Below are 14,674 nucleotides of genomic sequence, written 5' to 3'. Positions count from 1 at the left end.
ATATGAAATTCAAAAGACCTTCAGCAAGCGATAATGAAGGGCCGCAACTAGCCCCAATGATCGACATTTTCTTTTTGACTTTAATCTTTTTTATGGTTGCCTCAGTCTATTCACAATTCGAACGGAACATTTCTATTATTGTCCCAAAGGCCGCCTCTGGCGAAGACAATGCTCGCTACCCTGGAGAAGTTATTATCAACGTTGATAAAGAGGGGAAGTTCACCATTAATAATAGCGAAAAAAGCCTAGAAGAGATCGATACCATTTTAGCTGATATTGCTTCTTACTATACTGGCCAACCAGTGATCATACGTTGTGATGGACAAGCTGCCTTCTCAAATTACGTGCAGATTTTTGACCTTTGCAAAAGCCATTCCATCGAAAATGTGCGCATTGCCACTCTTGGAGAAGATCAATGAGAAAAATCCTACTAGGCTTGTTCTTTACAAGTCTTTGTGCATTTTCTCAAAATGACTTAAAGCAACAATGGAGTTTTGCTGAAGGGCTCTATAAACGTGGTTTTTATGAAGATGCCCTACAAGAGTACCAGAGTTTACTTACTAATTCTGGTAGCCAACTTGAAAAAAATGCGCTCTTACGAATCATTACTTGCTGTGAACAAACTAAGCAAGATCCAGAAAAGTATATTGATCTTTATATCGAGGTAGAAAAAGATCCGAATTTACGCGTTGTCGTCCAACTAAAAAAAGCCGCCTTACTGATTCAAAAAAAAGAATACGCCAAGGCTGAGCAACTTTACAAAGAAATCATTGCCACAAAAACGAATTATCAAGAACACACTTTATACGAGTACGGCCGACTCCTGCTTGAACAAGGAAAAAACCAAGAAGCCATAAACACTTTCCTAGCGTTAAGTAAGAAAGGTAAAGCTGAGGACAAAGAGGTCAGAATTTACGCTCACTATGCCTTAGCGTCTCTGTATTTGGGGCAAGAAGATTTCCCTTTAGCTGAGCAGCACCTCAATTCTTTAATTGAAATGAGCAAAGAACACCCATTAAAAATCCAAGCTTTTGTTTTACTCATCAAAATATTAGCCACTCAAGAACGAGATCTTGAACTAATTGCTGCCTATAAAAAGCTTGAGAAACACCAAGCATCGATCCAAGAATTAAATCCACTAACTATCCAATATGCACTAGCACTCATTCGTCAAAATAAATATGATCAGGCTCGTGGAGCCATCGCTTCCATCAAAAAACCTACAAGCCAAGAGCTACCTTGGGTGCATTATTCTTCCGGGATTTGTTATTACCAATTAGGCTTTTACCAAGAAGCTATCACTTCTTTTTCTCAGTGTCTTGAATCAGAAAGCTTTAAACAAGCCACCCAAGCCTCCGCCTACCTAATTTACAGTCAAATCCAACTCAAAAAGCTAGATAAAGCCCTAGAAATGAGCCAGGCTTTTGACAAAAAATATCCAAATTCATCACTCAGAGCTGAACTCCATTATAAAAACAGCTTATTAGCTCTAGAACAAAACAAAAAGACTATTGCGATAAGTGAACTCCAGGCGGCGCTCAACACCTACCTTCCTGCATGGCAACACGTAAAGAACGCCCACCAACTCTTAGCTCAAACACTTGCTCAAGAAAAACGCTTTTGCGAAAGTGCTGAAGTGTGGCAAAAACTAGCTAGCCTCTCTACTGCTGACGAAAAGAGCCACGCTTCATTTAAATCCGTTGAAAACTACTTATTAGCTAAAGAGTTCCAGCACGCTGAAGAAGTCTTAGTCAGAACTCAACCTAGCCCAAATCTGAAGTTTAAAAAAGCTACTCTAGGAGTCGAAATTAAAATAAGTCAAAAAGAATGGGACACAGTTCACGAGACTATATTACTTACTCTTGAAGACTTTACTGAAGCGGAAGATCAAGGCTTGCTATACATGCTCCAAGGTAGATCCTTTTATTTACAGAACCGCCTAAAGGAAGCTACCATTTCCTTAGAAAAATCAGCTAAGCTCATCACACACCCAACAACTCTAGGTCAAACCCTAAATTTATTGGCCAACTCTTATCAACTCCAAGATTTAAAAAGTGAAGCTGCATTGATCTACAAATCTATTTTCACAAAAAATCTCAACCTTGAACTCAACTGGTCCGATAATCAGAAAGAAGATATATGTCGCTTATTAGAATTAGAGAACCATTTAAAAACTAGTCTTCTTGCATCTGAAAGCATAAATCACGACCCTACTTTTTATTCACTGCAAAGAGCCCGTATCTACCTGCGCCTCGAAGATTACGAATCATGTAAAACCGCTCTGAACGACATTGCCGTGGATCAATTAGACGAAAAAAACCTATGTGCTTACTCTTCCATAGAAACACTTCTACTGATAAAACTAGGCAAAATGGACAAAGCTAATCGCACCCTCGAAACTATCAAAAAAATCAATCAGTGGCACCCTGGCGACTTCCCTCTCTACCTCTACACAAAAGCTCTCCACCTATATCTCCAAGGCGATTATGAGCAAAGTTGGAAGAGTGCCAACCGTGCTTATATATTGTTTAATGATTGGCAATTCTCCTCACACAGCCTCTTTCTCGCCATACAATCTACCCAGAAGCTAAAACGTTCTGAAGATGCCGAAAAACTACTTAAAGAACTCAAAAAACGCTTTCCCGCCTACATAAAAAGGCCAAATGTCGCAAATTTTATCTCAAAAAACCTTGCTAAGCATTAGCTTTTGGCATTTTTTATTGAAGAACATACAAAACGATCTATATTTGCTCATATCTTATAAATAATTTCATTTGACGAAAAAGGTTATTATGGCAACACCTAAAATTATTGTCCTATCAGAAATAATGCGTGGCAAAAACTTTGAGCTCACAGGCGACCTCTATACAATTGGTCGTACTGATGAAAGAGAAATATGTATTCCCGACGGAACAATCAGCTCATACCATGCTGAGATTGAACGCAATGGTGAAATCTACACTGCTCGCGACAAAGGTAGCACTAACGGCACTCGCATTAATGGTATCAGAATCACTGAGCAAATCCTTAACAATAGTGACATACTACAAGTTGGTGGTATCGAGCTCTTGTTCGACTGCGAAGAAAAAGGGAACACCACTGCTATAACAACTCAAACTGCCATTAGCTTGGATGATATAGGCGGAGCCTTTGATCCTAGCGAACTTAAAAATATATCTGGAGGCATTAATGCTTCCACATCCGGAAAAGGTACTAGCAAAGTCATTATTGGCATCATCGCTGCACTTGTCGTCGTACTCGGCGTCGTTATCTTCTTCCTCGTCAAAAAGCTAGCTTAAGGAACACTGATGCCCGAAAAGGACCAAGGAGGGCCTAATCGCCCCCCGAACAATGGAGAAAATGAACCAAAAAAAGGTATGGCTGGCTGGCTATGGATCGTAATCTTAGTATCTATCCCTTTACTACTCATTTATCAAAACGATAAAAAAGAAGTCGGAAACTCAATTCAAGAATCTAAATTCTATCAACTACTTGAAACTGACAAAGTAAAAGAAGTTGTTGTTCATTACGACAAAGGGATGAGTCGGGCAGTCGACTTTGAAGTTACATTAAAAGAAGACGGCAAGACAGTAACTGCAGAGAATAAATCTCGTACCGTTAATATCTTAATTGCTGAGCCCGCAATTGAAGCTCTAAGAAAATATAACATCCCGTACGAAAACAAGAAAAAGAACGCCATGTTTGGCGAGATTGTCAGTTTCATACTGCCACTCATCATCATTGTCGCCCTCTTTTATTTCTTATTTGCCCGTCAACTTAAAAGTGCTGGTCGCGGTGCTATGCAATTTGGTAAAAGCAAAGCTAAAATGTTTGCCCCTAATGCTGAACAAGTTACTTTCTCTGATGTTGCTGGTGTTTCTGAAGCCCGCGAAGAAGTGGAAGAAATCGTTGATTTCCTTAAAGATCCTGCAAAATACCGTAATTTGGGCGGACGCCTACCAAAAGGTTGTTTAATGGTAGGCCCTCCAGGCACAGGTAAAACTCTACTGGCACGAGCCATTGCTGGCGAAGCTGGCGTTCCTTTCTTCTCTATGAGTGGTTCTGACTTTGTTGAAATGTTTGTTGGCGTAGGTGCCAGCCGTGTTCGTGACCTCTTTGAACAAGCCAAAAAACATCAGCCATGTATTCTATTTATTGATGAAATTGATGCAGTCGGTCGTGCACGTAATTCAAGTGGTACAGGCGGTGGACATGATGAACGTGAGCAAACTCTTAATGCACTGCTTGTTGAAATGGATGGCTTTGAGAACCAGAACGGTGTTATCTTAATTGCTGCCACTAACCGTGCAGATGTACTCGACAAAGCCTTATTACGACCTGGACGTTTTGATCGCCGTATCAATGTTGACCTCCCCGACTTAGGTGGTCGCTTAGAAATCCTTAAAGTTCACGCCAAAAAAGTTAAACTCGGCAAAAATGTCAACCTCAAGCTCATTGCTCGTGGCACACCTGGTTTTTCTGGTGCTGACTTAGCAAATGTTATTAATGAAGGTGCTCTAATTGCTGCACGTCTTGGTAAAAAATCGATTGAACACAATGACATGGAAGAAGCTCGCGATAAAGTTCGCTGGGGTAAAGAAAGAAAATCCATGAAAATGTCCGAGCGCGAACTACGCTTAACGGCTTATCATGAGGCTGGCCACACCTTAGTAAGCCTACATGCCGGCAGCATGAATAAACTCCACAAAGTAACCATCATGCCCAGAGGCAACGCATACTTAGGTGCTACAATGTATTTCCCTGAAGACAACCGATACACGACAACTCGTACGGAACTTCTTGCTGAAATCGCAACTACTATGGGTGGCCAAATTGCTGAAAAACTCACTTTTGGTGACATTACAAATGGAGCTTCCGGCGACATCCGTCAAGCCACTAACATTGCTCGCCGAATGGTACGTGATTGGGGCATGGGTGAAATGGGCTTCATTTATTACAGTAGTGGTGACGGTGAATATTCAATGAAAAATGATTATTCTGAAGAAGTTGGCAAAAGCTTAGATGTTGAAGTCAGAAAAATAATTGACGAACAATATCAAGTGGCCACAGACATCTTAGTAGAAAACCAAGATCAACTTAAACTTCTTTCTGAAACTCTCCTCGAACGCGAGACTATGAGTGCCAATGAAGTTTACGAACTACTAGACTTACAGCACATGATGGAGGCTGACGAAGAAGAATTCGACAAAAAACTCGAACAATCTTTGGCTAAAGAAAACATCAATGACTTACTTGATGATGCTCCCCAGAGTCCAGAAAGTGAGGACACTCCGAAGATTTCAGAAACTGATACAGCAGCTCAGGATGATGAAACCTCTGAGGCTTCAGAAGAAAAAGCTGAAGACCCAGACTCTGAAAATAAAGCATAGCTAACTACACAAAGAGGCTTTATTAAGCAAGAATTAAATTTTTATGAAGTTCTTGCTTTTTTACCTAACTTGGTATTGACTATATAAAGTCTCGCTTAATATTGCACAGCCAATTTTAACTGAGGAAAAACCTTGAATCGACAAATAAAAGTTACTGTATCAAACGAATATGGACTGCACGCTCGCCCTGCAGCTATGATCGTGCGTGCTCTTGGAGGCTTTGAAAGCGAGGTTCTACTCAAGACTGAGTCCGAAGAAGCTAATTGTCGCAATATCCTTGATCTAATGTCTTTGGCTGCCGCTTGCGGTCAGGAACTTGATGTACAAGCCAATGGCCCAGACTCTGAAGATGCCATTAATAAAATAAAAGACTTGTTCGAATCTAAATTTGGCGAATGAAATCCAAAGCTAAAAAGCTCTTAATCATACTTCCCCTTAGTGCATGTGCCATTTTGGGGATTTTTTTTGTGTATGTAAATTCAGAAACATTCAGCCGAAAACATATACTCCCTGTAATTGAAGAAAAGACTCAATTCACTATTGAAGCTGACTCTATCGAACTCTCCCTCCTAAAAGGAAAAATCTCCTTAAAAGGCATTAATGCCTACTCTGGACCCAATACAATTAAAGCAGCAGAATTCACCGTATCGGTCGATATATTTGCCTGCTTAAAAGAGAACTATAAAGTTCACAATATCACTCTCAATAGTGCCAAGATAAACTTGGCATACGATGCTACGGGTAAACTCAAGTCGGACCCCACAAAAATCAAAACTTTAAAGCTTGAGAAAGTAAGCAAAAAAAAGACGTCTACTAACAAGCCCAAACAACAACCAATCCAAGAACTATTTCTTAAAGAGTTATTTTCACTTCCTCAACAAATAAACAAAAAAATCAAACCAATTGATTTGCCATCATTTCATCTTGATACCTTAAGCATTAGCGAAAGTACAATTTCAATTAAAAAAGATAACCGTTATGGAAAATCTGCGCTTCAAGAATTCGATATTGAATCATTTGCAATAAATAACTTAGGACCAGCTCAAAACTTCGATATCTCTCTTAATGGATCCTATCTTCATGAGGATATCAACAAACAGAAATTCGAATGTAAAAATATCAAACTACTGAGTTCAGGGAATTTTAATCCCGAGCTTACAAATGCATCAACAGAAAGTAAACTTAGCATATCAGAGATCAGCAGTAGTAAAATTAAAAACATTAATAACTTAAGTTTGGAGATGAAAGTCATCAGCGAGCTTAAGCAAGGCGTACTCAAACTCAATGAAATTTACATTGTATGTAAAGATGAAAATGTACGGCACTCCGAGCTTAATTTAAATGCTGAAGTCAAGCCAACAGAAATCAACACCGAACTCAAGATAAAAAAACTGGATTCCTCATTGCTCAACATAACTTTGAGCCTTGCACCAAAATCGAAAACTTTAACACGCTGGCTCTCCTATAATAAGCAGGCTGGACACAAAACAGGCTTCACCAATACAGATATAAAAGGTGAATTTTCTTTCAAAATCAATCAAGAACAGCTCCTAAGTCAAGGCCAACTCAATGTAAGTAATATCCCCATGACTAGAAGTAAAAAGAAGCAACTATTAAAAGATGAAGTAAGTGCAAATATCACTCTAGACCTTGATGCCTCTGAAAGTGGCCTTCGTGCTTTAAATTTAAAGCTCAAGGCTTCTGACATACAAGGACATACTTTCCTACATCTAGATTCTAATGTTAATAAGCAGACTATAAATGGAGATCTACAGGCGTCAAAACTAGATCTCAGCCTCTTTAACAGCTTCCTGAAGAAAGAAGAAGAATTACATGGGCAACTCAATTCTAAGCTTACATTAAAGCAAAAAGATGAAAGCTATTTAGGCACCGTTTTTCTTTCTAGCACTAAACTTCAACACGCAAAAATTCCACAAGAACTTAATGGTTCCTTAAGCTTTGCATTTAATAACAAAGCACTTAAAACCATACTAACTGATTTCAATCTTTCTATTGACGATAAAGCTCTGGGGAAAGTAGATTTAGACGCAAAAACATTGAGTATTGATAGTCGTGATAAATTTACTGAGAACACTCTTACTTCCCCTCTAATGAAAATCGAAGCTAAGATCTTAAAATCTCCAACACAACACAGTTTCCCTAAACAAAGCATCATTATTGATTTAAAAGATTTTATATTCACGCAAAGCCAAGAAAGACTAGCTTCAAACTCGCAATTCTCGATAAAGGGTACACGATTCAAAGATTTTAACGATATATCTTCAGATGGAGCCTTCGACTTTAATACCGACCTACTAGGCCAAGTCCACGCTTTATCAATGAGCAATGTAAGCATATCAAACCACAATAAAGCCCTATTAAAATTCAACTCTCTTGATATACATCATCAGATCCTAAGTGACACTCAGAAGACTACGGTTCGTATCCCAAAACTAAACCTTCCAGATATTCAAGAAATTGCCACACTCCTCAACAACACCCCACCTAAATTCAAACAACAAGCACTTAGTTCCGAAGTCAAAATTGATCTGAGCCAAAACTCAAAACTCAATTTACTGAACTCTCGCATTGAACTCCCCTCTCTACAGTTAATGAAAATGTCCCCACTTGCTATAGCAACAAACATAAATCATGACAAGAATGCACTCACTATCAAGAATTTTAGTTTCGTTCAAGGTCCGCATGTACTAAACCTCAACGCTTCATACAGCAAGGATTTATACGAAATATCTAATTTCAATGGCACGCTTGATTTAGCTTACATTGATTCCATCATCAAAAATCTGAATCCAAATTTTAGTAATCATTTTGAAGGTCTTGCCACTTTCAACAACACTAAATTTAAAAGCTCTGGTTCAACGCCTGAAGAAGTCTTTACTAAACTTGAAAATGGCAATATTGACTGGCAAATAAGCAACCTTAAACTCGACCTTAAAAAAGAAGAAAAAACTTTCATTAGTAAAAACCTTGGCTTCAAACCTGAGGATCTACATTTTGATCAAGGCGAATTAAAAATGGATTTTTCACCTCAACAAATCAAACTCCAAAAGCTCAAACTCATGGGAGAAAAAGGGGGCTGTGATATACATGGTAAAATCTATCAGAAAAACAAGCAACTTAACTCACAATTTTTCACCTGGGCATCCTTCATAGGATCAGATTATCTACATTTAATTCCTCCGCAAACGATCTTAGACAACATCAATGAACTTGATGACTTCTTAGATTATAACAAAGATAAGAAATGGTATGAATTTGATGACTTTATCGAACTTTTATCTAGTGCTGAAGACGGTAAGTTCAGTACTCTTTTTACTAAGATTCAATTCAATTCAGAAAGTAAATTTGGCCCTTATATTGACTACCTAGAATCCGCTAAAAACCTCAGTGAAGGCAAACTCAATAAACAATCGGCAAAAAGCGTCTTAGACATCTTCAAGCAACGCGAAGAAGAACGACAATTAGAACGCGAAAAACAGGGCAAAAAGAAGAAAGACTCTAAAACAAAAAAAGTTTTAGACCTGCTTGATGGACTCTTTTAAAGAGATTTAATCAGCTTCTCTAAATAATGCTCTTTCAAGCCCCATACGGCCTTTAAGGACTCAATCCTATCCCATACACCGGAATCAAGCTTTCTGTCATGCTTCTCAGCAATAATAAGTAAATTTTTGGGCGTATGCTCAGTGGATATAAATTCCATAATCTTTGTTTTATAACCGCTAGCCTCTAAGTATAGTGCTCGCAAACTATCAGTAACGATCTCGGCTTCTCTTTCCATAAGTATGCCGTGACGCGTTATGTCTTTTAAAGCACCAGTGGTTTGCAGTGATTTTCTCACTTGTTGATGACAACATGGAGCACAGACAATTACTTTGGCTTCAGATTTAATCCCTTGATAAATCGCATCGTCTGTCGCTGTATCACATGCGTGAAGGGCTATAAGAACATCGAGCTTTTCAATTTCCCATTGCCCTATATAACCCGATTCGAACTTCAAATTATCAAAATTTGCCTTGTTCGCTATTTCATTACAAAAGTCAACTAATTTAGGACGTAGCTCGACTCCCACAACTTTTGGATTCATCGATAGTGAACTTAAGTAGTCATATAAAGCGAAAGTTAGATAGCCCTTACCGCAACCCATATCCGCTATTACAGGCTCGGTATATTTATTGGATAAAACATGCCCCATAATTTCAACGAACTTATTGATTTGGCGAAATTTATCCTCACGATTACGCTTAACTTTCCCATCTGCTACTATGTCTAAAGCTTGTAAATAATAGTTATTCTTCAGATCAATCAATCGCTTCTTGGTTTTATCATGCTTAGCTGAATTCGTCTTCTGTTCTGTCTTATTAGAATCCTTGCGCTTAATCTTTCCCTTCCCAGATTTATCGATTGTCAAAAAAACATCTCGCTCTGTACTCATCAGGTCCGCTTTATAAAACTGATCTTTCAGTAGTTTTTCCACATTCTCTAAACCTTCCGCAATTGAGAAATTCTTGGTAAGATCATTAGTCGGGTAGCGATAAACAAATGAAAGCATTTGCTGATCTCGCAAAATAATTGATTTCACAAAAACAGATTTGAGCTCTGCTTTCTTATCTCGTTTCATACTCAAACTTAACTTAGAAAGTGTTTCGACATCTAGCTGAGCGCTTAAATCATCAATAAACTCAGTGATTTTATCCATCAAAACACCAACTTTTCAGTGAAAAATTTCTTGATATCATCGGGCCAATTTCTTAAGAAGCGAGCCTTGTCTTTTTTATAAGCTTTTTCAAAACTAGTTCCACATTTGTGAAAAATACTGGAATCTAAATCGATGATTTGAAGTTTCCCATCGGGATTCACAATGAAATTAGTCGCCTTACAATCACCATGGGAAAAACGTCCCTGCTTCATTGCATCAAAAAAAGATTGAACCTCGGAAAGTACTTTTTCAGCCATACTCAAATCCTGGACGTAATCAGATAACAAATCACCTTCCGCCATACGAGTCACTAACCAATCGCGCCTTTTCACACCTTCCTTACGTATGAGCAAAGCGACTGATTCTGGTGTACTCAGAAAATTATCGCGCATTGCAAAGCTATGAGACCAACAAGTCTTTGAGCGTCCCGCACGTAAAACGTCCATTTTTCCCTTTAAACCTTTTCGAGGATTATAGCGCTTAATCACCATGGGTTCATCATTGATCTCAATCTGATAAACGGTACAAGTATTACCACTTTTTAACATTTTTGCAGAGCCATCTTCCAATGCTTGATCGGGAGCTTTCAGAAAGTCTTGTAGATCCCCACTATCCCACTTTTTATTTATATAAAAAGTATCCGTTTTTTTACTGCGCACACTTACCGCAGTACAATTCCTTTGCACTTTGAGTAATAAGCGTTCGACGCGCCACCGGCGTCTTTCGTGAAACACCTTAGCAAATTGCTCTTCTTGAACTGGAATTGCATAAGCACTTAAGATTTCCTCGTTTGATAAGGGGCAGTAAAAACCTGCTTGTGCGCACATGAGTGCCAAGTTTTCTAAATGTTTTAATTGAGATTTCGATTTTTTAACACCATCACCATCTAGGCAAGCAATTTGCCCTTCCACAATAATAAAGTTGCCAAAATGTATATCCGTCTGCATTATCCCAGATTTGTGATAATGCGATAATTGTACAACGAGTTTCTGGAGTAATGCATTCTTGTCGGAATCTTCCTCTTGCCATAAATCCAAAAGACTCTGACCTTCGATTTTCTCCGTAATTATATAAAAAGCCTTACCGTACAGCTCCCAGTCATCAGGTAAAAGCGCACCTTCTATCGTCCCATCTTGAATAAGATTTGGTCCTAAAAAATTATTGTTTGCTAAAAGCGCTAAACCTTCCTTTTCACGGCTAAAATAACGCTCCGCATTCTTACCATAAAAAAACTTTACAAAGACTTCTTTCTGTGAATGCTGGGCACGACAAACGTAGCGCTTACCGGGAAGCACTCTCACTTCCTCCAGTAAGTCTAAAGAAAGAGACTCAATAAAGAATTTGTCCATTACTTAGCTAAGAAACAATCAATTTCTTCTTTCAACTTAGGAATGATTTCATCGTAGGTAAAGGCACCAACTTCCTCACCACCACGTTTCATATTCACATGTCTTGGGCCACACCACAAGCCAACATCGGCATCATCCGTTTCACCTGGGCCATTGACTCGACATCCCATTACCGCAATCGTCATTGGCTTATCTTTGGGAAGTGCCTCAGTAAATTCTTGGACTTTTTCAGCGAGCTGAATAAATTTTTCATTCTCGACACGAGAACAGCTTGGACAAGAAATAATATTAAAGCCATCTTGCACATACTCTTGATTCCAAAAGTGACCGGCTAAAACATCTTCCACAATTTTGTGTCCAACGCGAATTTCTTCATCTTTCTTTGCAAAAGGCAGAGTTAAACTCACGCGTAAAGTTGATCCAATACCATCTTTTAATAAGGGCTCAAAAGCTTCGCGACTTTTAACGACACCCGCTGGTGGCATCCCTGCTTCAGTCACGCCCAAATGCAAGGGTACCTCAGGCTTTTCAGCATAAAATTTGCGATTGACGCGAAGGACTGTCTTTGGATCAGAGTCCTTTAAGGATACACAGTAACGAGTGAAACCCAAGCTATCTAACAAATTGGCATGATAGAGGGCGCTCGCAACAATTGCCTCTTCTTTATCATCGTACTTTTCTAAAAAATCAGGCGCCACAGAACCACAATTCACTCCGACGCGCATCGCGCAATCATGTTCCTTAGCCACATCCACTAACCACGCCACTTTTTCTTCTATTGTCTTAGAAGGCTGCAGATGATGTAAGTGTCCAGGATTATAACGGAATTTAGCCACAAATGGAGCTACTTCAGCAGCTAAAAGATAGTTCTCTTGTAAATCCACTGAAAGCTCAACCTTACTGCGCTCTCGAATCCACTTCAGTGCCTCAACATCTTTCTTGTTGTCCACTGCCACACGCACAATGCCTGCACCTGCTTTTTCCAATAATAAAACTTGTTCGAGCGTCGCTTCCAAATCTTGTGTACGCGTCGCGGCCATAGATTGAATCAGGACCGGGTGACCTTCTCCTATGGTATGACTTCCAATTTTAACTTCTCGTATTGCCATCTGTATTCTCCTACTTAACACTCACGCAATAAAGCGTAAAAGCGGTCTTCAAATTCGTTAAATCTACCAAAATTCTGTAGTTCTCTACCTAATTCATTAATCTTTGCTTTATTGCCTCGCGCCTCATAAAAGCGGTCCTCGATATAGCTGTCTTGTTCACGACCTATTTGCTCTTTGGCATTGATCTGATGGGATTGAAATGTTTGAAAGTTCACTGGAGCAGAGCGCTGCATGTAGGATTGCATGAATTTGAGTAAGGAAACTTCCCACATTTCATCCACTCCCTGAATCACCACATTAATCATTGAATCTTTTTCAGCGACTTCAACAACTTTGCTGATCGCCGTCTCCAAGCCCTCGTGAATTTCACTCTCGGAAATCTCTTCTTTGCGAATCTGTAGACCATATTGAATCACATTCAATAATTCACCATGGCCTTTTAGCCAATCCGCATATTCACTTGCTTTCTGACCAAAGCCTTCAAGTACTTTTTGAGCAAATTGACTAGCGCTCATAATTAATGGCTTCTCTGTTAAAACAACGCCTTCGCGAACTTTGCACAAGCTGTCATTTGTCGGGCAAACTATGCGATATTTAATCTTTGTTTGTCCAAAGGTTTCCAAGACTTTCTCGGGCTCTAAAATAATACGAGTCTGATTAACCGCATACCAAATATTGTCATCAAACTTCATCTTTCATCTCAAACAATTTGTCATAGGCATAAACTGAGCTGCTGTGACCATCTGACCATATAACTGAAACGGCATAATTCCCCATGGGGCGAATGCTTTCTGGCTTAACGTTTGCTGGCACAGATTTTTCATCTAATAGCTTTTCGCCAGTGAATTCATGGCGACATGCTGCACAATGACAAGACAAACGCAATTCTCTTGGCTCAAAAACTAATTCTTGCTCACCTTGACTTAGAACGACACCACGATCTTCGATAAACTCAACTTTAGGCTTATCCTTTGCCATGAATTTAATACGACTAATTTCGCGTGCCACTGATGAGGCTATGTCGCTATAGTAGCGCGCCAATTGACCATTTGGCTCTGCTAGAACTGGAGGAATCCCCGTGTCACCCGCGTTACTCAAGTCGACATCTATGGGCAACTCAAATGCATGACGGAAACCATACATATCTACCAATTTCTTCAGAGCCCCCTGGCCGTAGGGTCGGTGCTTCTCATCACAATTACCACAAGTAAAGTAAGACATGTTTTCAACGACAGCCACGCTTGGGACTTGAAGTTGATCAAACATCTTGATGCCTTTAATCACATCGATGAAACTTAGGTTTTGAGGTGTGGTCACAATGACTGCTGCCGTAAAGGGCAAAGACTGTAATAAGGTGAGCTGAATATCACCTGTGCCGGGCGGGAAGTCGACAATTAAATAATCCAGTTCTTCCCAATCACAACCACCGCCTATCTGGCCTATGACTTGACTCACCATCGGACCACGCATAATAGCCGCTTCTTGATCTGTATTGAGAAAGCCAAAAGACATTAACTTAACACCTTCGTATTCCAAAGGAAGCAACATGCCTCCACCCTGGTAAATGTCGGTGTCTTCAGGCGAAACCATCACCGGTAAACTGGGGCCATAAATATCCGCATCTAAAATACCAACTTTAGCACCTGTACGTTTAAGTGAGTACGCGAGGTTAACTGCTGTGGTTGATTTACCCACGCCACCCTTACAACTTGTGACTGCAACTATGTTCTTTACCTTGGCAACGCCTTTTGCGCGATTCGCATTAATATCCTTCTGTGGCTGTGCTGTCATTGTAATATTGACTTCAGTCACCCAAGATAGGCTCTCAACTAAAGCGGTTGCACGACTGCGAAACTCTTCTTTGACTGGACAAGCTGGAGTGGTCAACTCAATAGAGAAATCCACTTGACCTGAGTCGGTTATTTCCAAATCTTTAATAAAGCCTAAACTCACGATATCTTTGCCCAAATCAGGATCGATAATCACGGACAAAACTTCTAAAACGGCTTCTTCTTTATTCATCTTATTTTTTGAACTCAACTTTATAAATTTAATAAGCTCAAAGATAGGTTAAAGTCCCTTCATGTCAACATGTTTTCCATAGCTCTA

The 14,674-nt window shown here is 39.5% G+C and carries 11 protein-coding genes; 6 read left to right on the top strand and 5 right to left on the bottom strand.

Going from position 1 to position 14,674, the window contains the following annotated elements; genetic code table 11:
* Positions 1–2: 2 nt before the first annotated feature.
* The 6 genes from PQO01_RS11975 (at position 3) to PQO01_RS11950 (ending at position 8,953) form a co-directional block, all read left to right on the top strand.
* Positions 3–419 carry an ExbD/TolR family protein gene (locus tag PQO01_RS11975; protein WP_274314267.1) on the top strand — a complete coding sequence of 139 codons (417 nt, stop codon included), beginning with the start codon at positions 3–5 and terminating at the stop codon, positions 417–419.
* Entirely contained in the window at positions 416–2,704 is a 2,289-nt protein-coding gene (locus PQO01_RS11970; protein WP_274314266.1) for a tetratricopeptide repeat protein, read from the top strand. Before PQO01_RS11975 ends, PQO01_RS11970 begins: the two co-directional genes overlap by 4 nt.
* Positions 2,705–2,792: 88 nt before the next feature.
* Complete coding sequence (locus PQO01_RS11965) at positions 2,793–3,299, top strand: FHA domain-containing protein (RefSeq protein WP_274314265.1); 507 nt, start codon at positions 2,793–2,795, stop codon at positions 3,297–3,299.
* A 9-nt stretch (positions 3,300–3,308) separates the two neighbouring features.
* Positions 3,309–5,390 carry an ATP-dependent zinc metalloprotease FtsH gene (ftsH, locus tag PQO01_RS11960; RefSeq protein ID WP_274314264.1) on the top strand — a complete coding sequence of 694 codons (2,082 nt, stop codon included), beginning with the start codon at positions 3,309–3,311 and terminating at the stop codon, positions 5,388–5,390.
* Between the two features lie 132 nt (positions 5,391–5,522).
* A complete protein-coding gene (locus PQO01_RS11955; protein WP_274314263.1) occupies positions 5,523–5,789 on the top strand; it encodes an HPr family phosphocarrier protein in 267 nt (88 codons plus the stop codon).
* Between the two features lie 68 nt (positions 5,790–5,857).
* Complete coding sequence (locus PQO01_RS11950; protein WP_274314262.1) at positions 5,858–8,953, top strand: AsmA family protein; 3,096 nt, start codon at positions 5,858–5,860, stop codon at positions 8,951–8,953.
* Here the strand turns inward: PQO01_RS11950 and PQO01_RS11945 are convergent.
* Genes PQO01_RS11945 through PQO01_RS11925 form a run of 5 tightly spaced genes read right to left on the bottom strand, consistent with a single transcriptional unit; the run spans position 8,950 to position 14,587 of the window.
* The gene (locus PQO01_RS11945) at positions 8,950–10,107 is read right to left on the bottom strand and encodes a class I SAM-dependent methyltransferase (protein WP_274314261.1); all 1,158 of its coding nucleotides are present in this window, start codon (positions 10,105–10,107) and stop codon (positions 8,950–8,952) included. The genes PQO01_RS11950 and PQO01_RS11945 overlap by 4 nt on opposite strands.
* The gene (locus tag PQO01_RS11940) at positions 10,107–11,456 is read right to left on the bottom strand and encodes a lipopolysaccharide core heptose(II) kinase RfaY (RefSeq protein WP_274314260.1); all 1,350 of its coding nucleotides are present in this window, start codon (positions 11,454–11,456) and stop codon (positions 10,107–10,109) included. Before PQO01_RS11940 ends, PQO01_RS11945 begins: the two co-directional genes overlap by 1 nt.
* Positions 11,456–12,565, bottom strand: a complete 1,110-nt coding sequence (gene ispG, locus PQO01_RS11935; protein ID WP_274314259.1) for a (E)-4-hydroxy-3-methylbut-2-enyl-diphosphate synthase — start codon at positions 12,563–12,565, stop codon at positions 11,456–11,458. The genes PQO01_RS11940 and ispG overlap by 1 nt, the downstream gene beginning before the upstream one ends.
* A 14-nt stretch (positions 12,566–12,579) precedes the next feature.
* Positions 12,580–13,257 carry a hypothetical protein gene (locus PQO01_RS11930; RefSeq protein ID WP_274314258.1) on the bottom strand — a complete coding sequence of 226 codons (678 nt, stop codon included), beginning with the start codon at positions 13,255–13,257 and terminating at the stop codon, positions 12,580–12,582.
* Complete coding sequence (locus PQO01_RS11925; RefSeq protein ID WP_274314257.1) at positions 13,247–14,587, bottom strand: P-loop NTPase; 1,341 nt, start codon at positions 14,585–14,587, stop codon at positions 13,247–13,249. Before PQO01_RS11925 ends, PQO01_RS11930 begins: the two co-directional genes overlap by 11 nt.
* Positions 14,588–14,674 lie beyond the last annotated feature (87 nt).

It is taken from the genome of Lentisphaera marina (genome assembly GCF_028745505.1).
GTDB lineage: Bacteria > Verrucomicrobiota > Lentisphaeria > Lentisphaerales > Lentisphaeraceae > Lentisphaera > Lentisphaera marina.
The sequence above is the reverse complement of the archived record's forward strand: the minus strand, read 5'-3'. Positions and strand labels throughout refer to the sequence as shown.

Coding starts and splice junctions, on each gene's coding strand:
- PQO01_RS11975 (WP_274314267.1), top strand. CDS start 3: ATGAAATTCAAAAGACCTTCAGCAAGCGATAATGAAGGGCCGCAACTA.
- PQO01_RS11970 (WP_274314266.1), top strand. CDS start 416: ATGAGAAAAATCCTACTAGGCTTGTTCTTTACAAGTCTTTGTGCATTT.
- PQO01_RS11965 (WP_274314265.1), top strand. CDS start 2,793: ATGGCAACACCTAAAATTATTGTCCTATCAGAAATAATGCGTGGCAAA.
- ftsH (WP_274314264.1), top strand. CDS start 3,309: ATGCCCGAAAAGGACCAAGGAGGGCCTAATCGCCCCCCGAACAATGGA.
- PQO01_RS11945 (WP_274314261.1), bottom strand. CDS start 10,107: ATGGATAAAATCACTGAGTTTATTGATGATTTAAGCGCTCAGCTAGAT.
- PQO01_RS11940 (WP_274314260.1), bottom strand. CDS start 11,456: ATGGACAAATTCTTTATTGAGTCTCTTTCTTTAGACTTACTGGAGGAA.
- ispG (WP_274314259.1), bottom strand. CDS start 12,565: ATGGCAATACGAGAAGTTAAAATTGGAAGTCATACCATAGGAGAAGGT.
- PQO01_RS11930 (WP_274314258.1), bottom strand. CDS start 13,257: ATGAAGTTTGATGACAATATTTGGTATGCGGTTAATCAGACTCGTATT.
- PQO01_RS11925 (WP_274314257.1), bottom strand. CDS start 14,587: ATGAATAAAGAAGAAGCCGTTTTAGAAGTTTTGTCCGTGATTATCGAT.